Origin of the sequence: Aeromonas sp. 55A (genome assembly GCF_051919665.1) — a bacterium.
GTDB classification, from domain to species: Bacteria; Pseudomonadota; Gammaproteobacteria; order Enterobacterales; family Aeromonadaceae; genus Aeromonas; species Aeromonas veronii.
The window spans coordinates 227,750-239,985 of the sequence record NZ_JBQBEH010000001.1 but is presented as its reverse complement, the minus strand read 5'-3'; the positions used below and the strand labels follow the sequence as shown (position 1 = coordinate 239,985).

General features: G+C 49.9%; 12 protein-coding genes and 1 pseudogene. 8 read left to right on the top strand and 5 right to left on the bottom strand.

Translation table 11 applies throughout. The annotated features are described in order from the left end of the window. Positions 1–15: 15 nt before the first annotated feature. Positions 16–960: a tRNA dihydrouridine(16) synthase DusC gene (gene dusC / locus ACTG2G_RS01065; protein ID WP_429206058.1), complete on the bottom strand. Its 945-nt coding sequence runs from the start codon at positions 958–960 to the stop codon at positions 16–18. Positions 961–1,083: 123 nt separating this feature from the next. Here dusC and ACTG2G_RS01060 point away from each other — a divergent pair, with 123 nt between their 5' ends. The 4 genes and pseudogenes from ACTG2G_RS01060 to ACTG2G_RS01045 all read left to right on the top strand — a co-directional run bounded on the left by ACTG2G_RS01060 (position 1,084) and on the right by ACTG2G_RS01045 (position 3,812). Beyond that, positions 1,084–1,461 carry a YbaN family protein gene (locus tag ACTG2G_RS01060; protein WP_064335934.1) on the top strand — a complete coding sequence of 126 codons (378 nt, stop codon included), beginning with the start codon at positions 1,084–1,086 and terminating at the stop codon, positions 1,459–1,461. Between the two features lie 134 nt (positions 1,462–1,595). Then, complete coding sequence (gene apt, locus ACTG2G_RS01055; protein WP_005352403.1) at positions 1,596–2,141, top strand: adenine phosphoribosyltransferase; 546 nt, start codon at positions 1,596–1,598, stop codon at positions 2,139–2,141. 1,046 nt (positions 2,142–3,187) lie between these two features. Beyond that, a pseudogene (locus ACTG2G_RS01050) lies at positions 3,188–3,315 on the top strand (IS3 family transposase); the annotation flags it as partial. 68 nt (positions 3,316–3,383) lie between these two features. Next, a complete protein-coding gene (locus ACTG2G_RS01045) occupies positions 3,384–3,812 on the top strand; it encodes a hypothetical protein (RefSeq protein WP_439985048.1) in 429 nt (142 codons plus the stop codon). Between the two features lie 12 nt (positions 3,813–3,824). Here ACTG2G_RS01045 and ACTG2G_RS01040 read toward each other — a convergent pair whose 3' ends face one another. Next, positions 3,825–5,243: a UvrD-helicase domain-containing protein gene (locus tag ACTG2G_RS01040; protein WP_439985046.1), complete on the bottom strand. Its 1,419-nt coding sequence runs from the start codon at positions 5,241–5,243 to the stop codon at positions 3,825–3,827. After that, entirely contained in the window at positions 5,233–5,679 is a 447-nt protein-coding gene (locus tag ACTG2G_RS01035; protein ID WP_439985045.1) for a hypothetical protein, read from the bottom strand. Before ACTG2G_RS01035 ends, ACTG2G_RS01040 begins: the two co-directional genes overlap by 11 nt. Before the next feature lie 141 nt (positions 5,680–5,820). On the opposite strand from ACTG2G_RS01035, the gene istA reads away from it, so the two are divergent. Both istA and istB read left to right on the top strand, forming a co-directional pair. After that, positions 5,821–6,834, top strand: coding sequence for an IS21-like element ISAeme17 family transposase (gene istA / locus ACTG2G_RS01030; RefSeq protein ID WP_069785377.1), 1,014 nt, complete (start codon positions 5,821–5,823; stop codon positions 6,832–6,834). Beyond that, complete coding sequence (istB, locus tag ACTG2G_RS01025) at positions 6,831–7,601, top strand: IS21-like element ISAeme17 family helper ATPase IstB (RefSeq protein WP_429203991.1); 771 nt, start codon at positions 6,831–6,833, stop codon at positions 7,599–7,601. Before istA ends, istB begins: the two co-directional genes overlap by 4 nt. Before the next feature lie 37 nt (positions 7,602–7,638). Here the strand turns inward: istB and ACTG2G_RS01020 are convergent, their stop codons facing one another. After that, on the bottom strand, positions 7,639–8,916 hold the full coding sequence (locus ACTG2G_RS01020; protein ID WP_439985044.1) for an ATP-dependent nuclease: 1,278 nt from the start codon (positions 8,914–8,916) through the stop codon (positions 7,639–7,641). A 492-nt stretch (positions 8,917–9,408) separates the two neighbouring features. On the opposite strand from ACTG2G_RS01020, the gene ACTG2G_RS01015 reads away from it, so the two are divergent. Both ACTG2G_RS01015 and ACTG2G_RS01010 read left to right on the top strand, forming a co-directional pair. Further along, complete coding sequence (locus tag ACTG2G_RS01015) at positions 9,409–10,965, top strand: AAA family ATPase (protein WP_439985043.1); 1,557 nt, start codon at positions 9,409–9,411, stop codon at positions 10,963–10,965. Continuing rightward, on the top strand, positions 10,958–11,815 hold the full coding sequence (locus ACTG2G_RS01010) for an HNH endonuclease (RefSeq protein WP_439985042.1): 858 nt from the start codon (positions 10,958–10,960) through the stop codon (positions 11,813–11,815). The genes ACTG2G_RS01015 and ACTG2G_RS01010 overlap by 8 nt, the downstream gene beginning before the upstream one ends. Before the next feature lie 138 nt (positions 11,816–11,953). Here ACTG2G_RS01010 and ACTG2G_RS01005 read toward each other — a convergent pair whose 3' ends face one another. Continuing rightward, a complete protein-coding gene (locus ACTG2G_RS01005) occupies positions 11,954–12,070 on the bottom strand; it encodes an IS1 family transposase (RefSeq protein ID WP_335855352.1) in 117 nt (38 codons plus the stop codon). Positions 12,071–12,236: the final 166 nt, after the last annotated feature.

Genomic DNA, 12,236 nt, shown 5'->3' with positions numbered 1-12,236 from the left:
TCAAGTTAAACGTGGTTAGCCGTGGCTTTTGGCTGCTTGCAGCAGGGAATCGCGGATGGGATCTGTCTCTTTGAGCACCCGGATCTCCTGAAACAGCTGGTCCGCTTCGGGATATTCCCGCTTGAGATAGCTGAACCACTGTTTGATGCGGCTGGGATAGTAGTCGGCTTTTTCGCTGGCCAGATCCTGCTCGGTATAGCTCACCATCAACTGCAGCACTTCGGCCCAGCTCATGTGCGGGCAGCCGGTTTTCATCACGTTGGCCAGATTGGGCAGGGAGATGGCGCCGCGCCCGACCATCAGGGCATCGCAACCCGAGACCCTGGCGCAGGCGAGGGCATCTTTGTGATCCCAAATCTCGCCGTTGGCGGTGACCGGGATGGGCAGGGCACGGCGAATGGCGTCCACGTACTCCCAGTGGGCAGGGGCCTTGTACCCTTCGCGCTTGGTGCGGGCATGAACGGCCAGCTCGTTGGCGCCCCCCTGAAAGACCGCCTGAGCGTTCTCCAGATAGAGCTCCTTGTCATCGTAACCGAGACGAATTTTGGCGCTCACCGGCAGATGGGCGGGCACTGCCTCACGCACCGCCTTGACGATGCGGTAGATGGTTTCGGGTTCTTTGAGCAGCACCGCACCGCCCTTGCTCTTGTTGACCGTAGGGGCGGGACAGCCGAAGTTGAGATCGACGCCGGGGGAGCCCAGCTCGATAGCGCGTACGGCGTTCTCGGCCAGCCACTCGGGGTGTTGCCCCAGCAGTTGTACCCGCACCGGGGTGCCTGCGCGGGTTTTGCCATCTTGCAGCAGTTCAGGGCAGAGGCGGTAGAACACCTTGGCGGGCAGCAGCTGATCGACGACCCGGATAAACTCGCTCACGCAGAGATCGTAATCATTGACGGAGGTGAGTACCTCCCGCATCAGGTGATCCAGTACCCCCTGCATGGGGGCCAAAATAACGCGCATAACGGCTTTCCGACGAGAGTGGCAAGAAAAAAGAGCGCAGATTGTAGTGGGGTTGCGGCCCGCTGTCAGCACCCGCTCAAACTCTGTTAGGCTAGAGGGAGATAAATCACGCAAGGAGAAGGAATGAAGCGTTGGTGTCTGATGGCGCTCGGGTGGCTGGCATTTGCCACCGGTATTGTGGGCATTGTGCTGCCGCTATTGCCGACAACCCCCTTCATGTTGCTGGCTGCCGCTCTGTTTGCCCGCTCATCGCCCCGTTTTCATCGCTGGCTGCTGACCCATCCCTGGTTTGGCCCGCCCATCGTGGATTGGCAACAGTATCGCGGCATTCGTCGTCAGGCCAGACGGCGCGCCATTATCTTCATTTTGCTCACCTTTTCGGTGTCGCTGGCGGTGGTGCCACTGCTGTGGGTCAAGGGGTTGCTGGTTATCATAATGGTGATCCTGCTCACCTGGTTAATGCGTCTGCCGGTGCTGGAGCCAGTTGCAATGGTGAAGTGAAGTCCCTAAGCTATTGCAGCAATAATGCTATGGAGTCGGCCTGTCATTTTTGCGTGACAGGCTTTTTTATTTCCCGCAGAAGGGAATTGAGAAAAAATGGCCACCCCTGGGTCAAAAAAATAAGCGGTCAACACATGAATCCGGAAACCCTGAAATTTATCGAAGCAAGCATCAAGACCATTCCCGACTATCCGAAGCCGGGCATTCTGTTTCGTGACATCACCAGCCTGATCGAGAACGCCGAGGCCTTCAAGGCCACCATCGATCTGCTGGCCAATCATTATCGTGATCAAGGGATCACCAAGATTGTTGGCACCGAAGCTCGCGGCTTCATCTTTGGCGCGCCGGTTGCCTATGCCATGGGGCTGGGCTTCGTGCCGGTCCGCAAGCCGGGCAAGCTGCCGCGCGAAGTGATCGAGGAGTCCTATGCCCTCGAGTACGGCACCGACACCCTGCAACTGCACACCGATGCCATCGTGCCCGGTGACAAGGTGCTGGTCGTGGACGATCTGCTGGCGACCGGCGGTACCGTCGATGCGACCGTCAAGCTGATCCGCCGTGCTGGTGGTGAAGTGGCCGATGCGGCCTTCATCATCTCCCTGCCGTCTCTGGGTGGCGATGCCCGCCTGACTGCCGCTGGCATCAAGGTAGTCTCACTGGTCGAGCTGGCCGGCGAGTAATGCCTCTTCGGCCCGATCCTCTGCATCGGGCCTGCATTGAACCGGTGCCCGTGCGGGCATCGGTTTGAGAGCCCGTATGGAGATAAAATAGAACACGGTTCGGTTGTAGACTGACGGCTAAGTCTGTAAAAATGCCACTAACACAGACTTTTTTCGATAATTTCATGACAAACATTAAGACTGAATGTAATTTAATTGGCTATTTTTGCGCAATAATAGCTATTTTCTTACATTTTCAGGTGATGCCTTCGAACGATTGAAAATTCGGTATCTTGACCGCTTTCTAGACTGAACATTCCTCAAGACCACCATCAACACTTGTTGTTAGCATTATCATTAAAATTGTATATATCGCCCAGACACACACTGGCCATGTTTCTAGGGCGCCACCTAGGTTGCGTTCTCAAAGTGTTAAAATGACAGGCGCCTCAATTTTTGAGCCATGAGCAGGGTCTCTTGAGAGGAAAATTTAGGTAGTTTTAAGTGAATGAATGCGGTCTTTCTGGAAGGATGGAGCCGCATAGATTGGTAGGCCCATTTTTCAACTACTTTAGAAACCATTGCCTAGTTGTGGGTAGTGAGAAGACAGAGAATACCGACGCATTTTTGCATAGTTTTCACGATGGCAGAGGAAAAACGACCGATCCTCGATGAACAGCTTGCTGAATTGGATGGTTTCTTGATTGGAAGTGGACTGGCGCGCGGGTGATTCGCAGAATGGGCAGCCAGAGCCGTTGGCCGAGGCCAATAAGGAATAACGGCTCCATGGGAGTGGCGGTGTGTGATACCCATACGCTGCTGTAGTTCGCTCCACACCCCATACGAGTGGATATGTACGACTGACGCATCTGGCGGGTGGCTATCTGTACCAGACCCGACTTTTAGTTCGCCATTTTAGACTCAATTGACACCTTTCGTTGCAGGGTGTTGAAGGTCAAAATGTAGATGTTGAAGGTGAATTTTAACAAAAAGAAACGCCGATAAATGGGATTGCGGACATCTGCATTTAATGAAGGTAAGCTCATTAAGCTATTTGCAGTCACGGTTACATGTTTGAGTCACTTAATGAGTTACAAGAGTTTGTAACGAACTAGTTGTGCTATGTAACCATGGGTGGCCCAATATAGCACTTGGTGGTTATACACCAAAACAGCTCCTGATGCGGGCCGCATGATCTCTGCTTTACAGAGGGGACAGCCAAAAAACTACGCATCGCCTGTCGTTATGCCAGAGACTACTCAAATGAATAAATGCACCGGAGTGAAGCACAAATTGAATGTGGTTACGGCGGCTCAACTGTGTGAACAGGTCCTTAGCCTGTCAACGTGGCTGACGGCACAACAGGTCTCCGACAATGCAGGATATAAGGGGGCAAACGCTTCAGAACTGCCAAATAAGTGGAAAAAGGCGGGGCAGATTTTCACAATATCTGTAGGGGGAAAAGATCTTTTCCCTGCCTATGGCTTTGGGATCAATGGTAAGCCTCTACCCAAAATGAAGGAGATACTGGCTATTCTAGCTGCTCACAGAACGGCACTTGTGATCGCTTCCTGGTTTGTCAGTGCAAATAGTTGGCTTGGTGGCAAGACACCTATGGATGAGTTAGCTGAACGACCCTTGAATGTGCTTAAGGCGGCTCGAATGGAAGTGACCCCCATTGAACATGGATAAGTTACGCTGGAGTTAGCGGGCTGTCAGCACGGGGGCAAACGAGCAGACAACCAGCTTCTTCGAGCCACGTGTAAATGCGACGTAGAGATGTCTGGCATCCATTTCCTCAGGTTCAGTTATAACGGCCACTTCCGCCTCCAGGCCCTTCAGCAACAGGGTACTTCCAATAGCACGACGCGCAAGAGGCCGGCTCTCATGCCGATTTCGTTCGCGTTCCCGCACCGTGGCATCGGCAAAACTGCAACTGCCTCCAGCAGCCATTTGCATCGCGCGCAGACAGCAATACAAGACATCGGGGCGATAGACACGAGCATTATTCTGTCGGGTCAATGCGCGCAGTGCTTCGATAGCAAGAGGGAAGCTCGGAGCTTGCGCGAAGGCGACCAGAGCGGCTTCAGCCTCTGTGGCAGGATTGCGTGCAGTCCCTTGAAGTAAGCTCCCCAGTCTGGGTAGCAAAGCAGCAGGACCTACCTGTGTCATCACCTCTGCGGCAAATGTCACCAGACGAGTCAGGGCGTCGGCAGAGTGCAGGTTAAACGTCACTCCAAACAGTGTGAGGTCGGTTAGGTCTACGGGCTCCACTGCGGACGCCCCTGGTGTTTGACTCGCCATTCGCCGACGACCACGAGGATTACGGCTGTCTCCAATCACTAACACGTCACCATCTCGCGTAACAGCAGGTGTTAACGCCGCTGTCAGCCGTTGCTGAACAGCTGTCGCTTGCTGCAACGCTACCCAGACGACTTCAGGTGGGGCTTGGCGCAAATCAATGCCACCTCCCGCTAGGAGTATTTGCCGGCACTCAAGAAGCCATTGGCCGAACTCGGGTGTACCTGCATTCGTCCAGCGCCAGGGCTGATTCAGTTCACCAATAGCAGGAAAATGTGGAAGTACGTCGGTATTCCAGTCCACCAGTTGGTTGCCGCGAAAGCCGAAGATAGCTTGCATCGGGTCGCCAAGGACGCAGGTGGGTAGCACCATGGAAAGTTCTGTCACCAGAGCATGTTGTACTAAATTGCAGTCTTGATACTCATCGACAATCAGGTGGGCATAACTTGCCACGAGGACATCACTGATGTGTCCGCTTTGCAGTAAATTCCTAGCGGCAACGCGTATTGCCGGGTAGTCGACGCTGGGATTCTGGAGCAGGAGGACCGCAGCATCGACAGCACTTCGCTGCGGGAACATCGCCACCAAGCGCATGGAAAAACCATCGATCGTGGCGATATGGTAAGCAGAAGTAGGTACACCAGCCTTCTGCATGCGCAGACGTAGTGTCGTGACCCCCGCGTTGGTATGTGTGAGGATGAGAACCGGCGATGTGCCGGTATGCCTAGATAGCGAATCGGCAATGAGTTGCGTCTTGCCACACCCCGCAGGGGCGGTGATCACTCCGCGGTGAAATGCAAATAAATTGAACTCAGGCGGCATGGGCCCACCAATATAGACGGTTGATCAAGGCGACAAATCCTGGTTCTGAAATTTGGCTATTGGGACCCAGAATGTCGCGTGCCACATCTTCAAATTTGGTGACTGATTTAAACCATCCGTTTCGACGGTTACGTGCAGCCTGCCCCAGTAGTTGTCGCGTCGCGAGAGGATATGGCTCCCCCACTAGTTGACGCTGTTGCCGGATGTGGGCGAGAGTCAATTGTCCGTTTGACTGAGTCTGGATGTGTGCAGCCACTAGATCTTCTTCCACAAGGTCTATGGCTCGCTGAAGCAGAGCATCCACCCCCACATCTGGCAGGCTCAGAAATAACTCGTCTTCTAGAGCACGTTCTTCTCGCCAAGTGATGTACTCCCCACCGGCATCCACGTATGCATGTACGATCGCTGCAGAGGGCGGCTTATCCGCATCAACCATGACCAGCACCCGGTAACCAAGTCGGCGCAATGCGAGCCCGCGTACAAAACACCGGTGTCACCGCCGATGTAAAAATGACCCACTAACGCCGGAGTAAAGTTGACCCACCTGGGCCAAGATCGTGGCTTTTGAGCCACGCCCATGTTGACCCAGGAGTTATCAGTGGAAATCAGAGTGTTGGCCCGTCAGGGCATGAGCATCCGGGCTATCGCCCAGCAATTGCGGGTGTCCCGTAACACGGTTCGTAAGTATCTGCGCAACCCGGGCCTGCCAATCTATCCCAGCCGAGCTGCCCGACCAACCAAGCTCGATCCTTTTAAACCCTATCTGCAAGCGCGTATCCAGGCAGCGAAGCCACACTGGATCCCGGCGACGGTTCTGCTCAGGGAACTGCGAGAGCATGGTTACACTGGCGGGCTCTCCCAGCTCAAGGCCTGGTTATCTCCTCTGCGCCATGACGCCTCTGGCACTGTCGTCCGTTTTGAAACGGCCCCCGGTAAACAGATGCAGGTCGATTTCACCATTATCCGCCGCGGCAATCGGCCTCTGAAGGCCTTTGTTGCTACCCTGGGATTTAGTCGCGCCAGCTATGTCCGTTTCTTCGATCACGAACGTAATGATGCCTGGTTGACCGGACTGCGTGAGGCTTGTCATTTCTTCGGTGGGGTCCCGCAGGAGGTGCTATTTGATAATGCCAGTACCATCATCCGCGAACGGGATGCCTATGGTGAAGGTGACCATCGTTGGCATCCGGCCCTGCTCGCCTTGGCCGAAGAGTTCGGTTTTCGCCCCCGCGTCTGCCGTCCCTACCGGGCCCAGACCAAAGGCAAGGTCGAGCGCTTCAATGGCTACCTCAAGCGCAGTTTTGTCACACCACTGGCAGCCACCCTCAAGCAGGCAGGACTGGCGCTAGATGTGTCAACCGCCAATGCCCATATAGGCCCCTGGTTGCAAGACATCGCCAACCAGCGTAGCCATGGCACTACCGGTGAAGTCCCGGCTATCCGATTGCAACAAGAGCTGCCTCATTTTCTACCCCTGCCACAGGCGCTACCCGTTAGTCCCGGCACCACGGCCACTGCGCGCCCCATGCCGCTGGAGAGCTTGCAGCATCCGCTATCGGTATACCAAGACCTGCTGGAGGTGAACGTATGAACTTGCAGCATGAACGCCTGATGGCCCTGAGTCAGGCGCTGCGCCTGGAAGGGATTGCTGCCCAGTGGTCAGCACTAGCTCAGAAGGCTGCCAACGAGGAGGCGAGCTTCGCCGATTATCTGGAGTGGTTGCTGCACGCAGAGCAGACCTTGAGGACCGAGCGCACCCGCCAGACCTTGCTCAAACTGGCCACTTTACCCGTGGTCAAAACGCTGGAGCAGTACGACTTCGGCTTTGCCAGTGGCGCACCTCGCAGCCAGTTGCAGGAGTTAGCCAGTCTGGCCTTTATCGAGCGTAGGGAAAACATAGTGCTGCTGGGCCCAAGCGGAGTGGGCAAGACGCATCTTGCCATCGCACTGGCCTATCGGGCTCTGATGGCTGGCATCAAGACCAGATTTATCAGCGCAGCAGACCTGATGTTGCAGCTTCAAGCAGCTCAACGACAGGAGCGGCTTAATGCCTACTTCAGCCGTGTCGTGATGGGGCCGCGTTTACTGGTGATCGATGAGATAGGCTACTTGCCGTTTGGGCGTGAGGAAGCAAACCTGTTTTTCAATGTGATCGCCAAACGTTATGAGAAAGGGAGCCTGATCTTGACGAGCAATCTGCCCTTTAGCCAGTGGGCCAGCACCTTTGCCGATGATCAGACACTGACGGCAGCTATGCTCGATAGGCTGTTACATCATGCACACATCGTTCAGATCAGCGGTGAAAGCTATCGTTTGAAAGAGAAACGCAAAGCGGGGGCCACACCCAAAACCAATTAACCCCATGTCCGGGTGGATCACTTTTCAATCGGCGAAATTAGCCAGAGTGGATCAGTTTTCGGTCGGCGTTGACACACCGGTCAGGCTCTCCGCCACCGACATTCACATATGCAGTCCCTGCGGCCAGCATTGACTGTCCGTTTATGTTCGTCCAGAAATGGTCAAGGCCACGGATCAGGCCGACTTCACTGGCGCCTTCGCAGACAATAACGCTACGGGCGAGAAACGCTTCCGGATCCGCCCTGACGGTGCTTTGAATATCATCAGCGACACCTACTTGGAGAATCTGATGTTCCCCATCAGGAGACTTACGTACCACGAAGAGTTGATTGCCGTTGAGCTCGCGGACTGCGACCGGAGAATGGGTAGTCAGAAATACCTGAAGGGGTGGGGTATTTTCCTTAGCGCCAAGAGAGTTAAGGAGTCGGGTAAGTCGATGTGGCTCTAGGCCATACTCCACTTCATCGACTAGCGCGACGGACGCGTTTTGTGCTGCCGCACGCTGCAGACCTGCGACCAATAGACGAGACGAACCAGTCCCCAGTGAGCGCAAGGGCACACCTGCTGCATCGTGGAGTGCAATGGCACCGTCTCCGATGGATACCGCGTGCGCGTCCAGCAACGCTTGGGTATTGCCTCCAACTGGCACGCCGAGCTCACTGGCTTTTTGTGTCACGATTTGAAGTGTTTCTGCGAGCTGTACGCCGGCCTGTCCACCGAAACTGGTCCGAGCCTGGCGTGCTGCATTGGCAAGTTCAGCGCCCAGATCCGGACGTTCTTCCGTCAGTCGATTAAGCACCGAACCACGTGTCCATGATAGGTTGGAGCTGGCATAGGTACCGAGTCTGGCGGGAGCCAGAAGCAACCGATCTTTCCAGGCAATATTGCGCTCCTGACCCTGGGCCTGAGCACGTTGGGATACCAACGTCCAGACAGGTTCCAGCTCACTATCCACCATCAAACGCAGGCAAAGCACGGTTTCCAGACCCTGTTCAGGCTCCTCGGTGACTACCCCGTTCGCACGGTTGAATGCCTGTAAATAATTACCATAGGAATCCAGGCGCATCAGGGCATCGGGCAACGAACCAAGCGTCAGCGTAATGGTGATAGGCTGAGTGACATCCAGTCCATAAAAATCGGTGTCGGAGAAACTAATATTGCGACGGGCACCGAGGCAAAGGTCAATCGCATCAAGAACCGTAGTCTTGCCGCTGTCACCAGGGCCGATCAAGCTGTTGAGGCCTGGTGAGGGTTGCCAGCTCAGTAAACGGATGCTTCGGAAATTCTGGATCTCGATTTTGCAAATTCTGACCACGGTTCAGCCCCTTTATTATTTCCCCCGTCTGCGGACTGATGTAACAGGCCGGCACCAAGGGTATATAGATTAAGCCTTCAATTGGCACAGGTCTAAACATGTAAACCTATTTTACAGTTTTATTGGTGCATTTTCTGATCCACATCTCAAAACGATGGCTCGTGTGGGGATCTCACTTTTAGTCTTTTGTCCATTATTGGTCGCTAATTATGCAGGGATTGTCCGCCGAACATTCTTTCATTCAGACAAGCTGGCTTTCTCCCCATTGATTGACGCTGTGGTTTTGGTCATGTCTGCTTCTGGCAGGTCCAAAGATTATGGCATCAGCTATGAGCGAAAACTCAACGTTAATGCTTATCTACTAGATAAAATATGGATGCCGAAGATGTGGCTAATTTAACTGCTATATAGTAGGATCCATAATTAGATAGATACACTTAATTTTAAATTTTTAAGTGGGGTTTTTATAACTGATGGTAGAGGAGATAGTGTTTGCTAAATTTCATTGTTCTAGATAAAAAATCACTCAATTCAATGAACAGTAAAAACACTGTTTATTTAACATTTTCCATTTGGAATGATTATTCTTACCGAACTCTTTTTAACATGCATTATATGGACCTTGATGGTAAGTTGCATTCAGTTGGACAGATTAAAATAGGCTTTCAAAAACAAAATGTAGATGTTGCTACATTAGATAAAATTCAAAAAGAATTCAAGCAACTGAACCAAGAGTTTTTTAGTTTGGCAGAGAGCCCTGAGTTTTACGAAAATCTTTATTCCATTGATGAAAGGTTGTGCAAAGTAATATTGGAAAGGTTGAATTGTGTCGTCCTAAGTAAAAAATCTATGGATATTGCAAAAAATGAGGACGTATTCAAGAAATCTCTATTGAGAGACGTGAATATCAATACTATTCATGGTCAGTTTTTAAGGATTATAAATGGAGACAGTCCGCTTACTGAGTTTGACTTCCAATTTGTTAGGGCCAATCATTCTTTCTCTGATTTAAATATAGAGTTTAATGTTGACCCATATTCATTGCCGCCAAGTAACATACATGCAATTATTGGCAGAAATGGTCTTGGTAAAACAACCCTTCTAAATGAGATGGTTAATTCAATTGTAGGTAAGGAAAAACCAGAAAATGCATATTTCGAAGAGGCATTTTCTGGAAGGATAACAGATGGCTATTTTAGTACTGTTATCTCTGTCTCTTTCAGTGCCTTTGATCCCTTTACACCTATCAGTGAGCAAAGTGATCCATTCCTCGGAACCTGTTATTATTACATTGGACTTAAAAAAAATGATTGTAAAGAAGACAGTTATGAGCTAGAAAATATTCGCAACCTCCGAGAAAAATGTGCGATTTCAGTTTATAACAGCTGTGCTGATGATTCTAAAAGAGATGCCTGGTTAAAAGCTATAAACAACTTAGAGTCTGATACAAATTTCCGAGATTTAAACTTAACGGAAATAGTTAACTTATCCGGTGACAAGCTAGTAAATGAATGTATAAATCGGATGGAGAAAATGAGTTCTGGTCATGCTATTGTTTTCATGATCATTAGTAGCTTGGTCGAAAAAGTTCAAGATAAAACATTAGTTTTATTTGATGAGCCGGAAAGTCATTTACACCCGCCGCTTCTGGCTGCATTTATACGCGCATTAAGTAATCTGCTATCTAGAAGAAATGGTATTGCAATCATTGCAACCCATTCGCCTGTTGTGGTACAGGAGATTCCCAAGAGCTGCTGTTGGGTCTTGACTCGGTTCGGCGACGAAATGATATATGCTAGGCCTTCGATAGAAACATTTGCTGAAAACGTTGGGACTTTAACTAAAGAGGTATTTAAGTTAGAGATGGAGCAATCTGGCTTTCACAAACTCCTTAAAGAACAGGTTGACGAAGGGGTGTCATTTAAGGAGGTTATGAGGAAATTCAATAAACAGATAGGTTTTGAAGGACAGGCAATATTGATGAGCATGATTATGCTCAGGGATAAAAACGTCGACATTAAAGACCTCGATGGATACGAACATGAATAAAGTTACATATCCAAATATTAAGTGTGCTGATGTTTTTGGTACATGTTTGCTATCAGTAAGTGATAATAATCAAGATTATAGAAATAGATTGCAGAATATTGCGGAAACTGTCAATCGAGAATGGCTACATTTTGACACTCGCTGTGCACCTAAAAGTTTTCATTTATTTATACCTTGTGCTGCCAGAAGACCTGGGCAAGTGATTGAACATCATGTTACAAAAAAAGATCTAAAGGATCTTTATTCTATTCACATGCTGAAGCCAGGTAGTGAGTCGAGGAAGGTTTACGATAAGTTAAGAGCATGTTCAAAGGGCATTTGCCCATTATGCGGAATATATGGTGTGGATACGTTAGACCATTATCTACCTAAAGCTCGCTATCCACTTTTATCTGTTAATCCAAAAAATCTTATACCAGCTTGTACGCACTGTAATGGAGTTAAGTCTGATAGTATATGTGAAGTTGCATCAGACCAGACACTTTATCCTTATAATGAAGACCAAAAATTTTATCAAACCGATTGGATTTCAGCTACCATAACAGCAAAACATGGCATTCTAACTTTCGATTTCTATTCAAACCCGCCTCAACAATGGCTGAAAGTTGAACGTGAACGAGTCAATAATCATTTTAAAACATTTGAATTACGAAGAAAATATGTTATCAATGCCGCGCAATTTATTACCACAATAACTTCGGATATTAGAAGGTTGTTGTTGAGTGGTAACCATTTGACAGTAAAAAAACATTATATGGACTTGGCTAAACAGCAAAAAAACAATTCAACATTAAGGGTTGTCTATAATGCCATCGCTAATGACCAACATATATGTAGTGGGGAGTTTTAGTGTTTTATGGCTGCGATTTTAAATAGCTTGTAAATCCAATTGTGTAACTGTACACGGATAAGTAATTTTTTCAGGTGATGCCTCCAATCAGTTGAAATGGTGCCTTTCGATAAAGGCACCAATCACTTTCTCGTGGAGTTAAATAGAGCGAGAGAAGCAGATGGTTTTGCGAGCCAATCGCTTGATGCGCGTGCTGAGCGTCAGGTTGTTACGCTCGATATGTAGTAGAGGAATAAAGGATAATATCAAGTGCATATTGGGATAGACTATAAAATGACAGCGAAGAATCAGGACTCCGCCATTTCTAAATCGAAAATGCCCCTTTATGAGTTACGACCAAAAGTTCAAACAATTGTGCTCAAGTAACTTTGATATACAAAAAGTAATGAATAGCAAAAGACAAGAGCAGGACATATTTTTT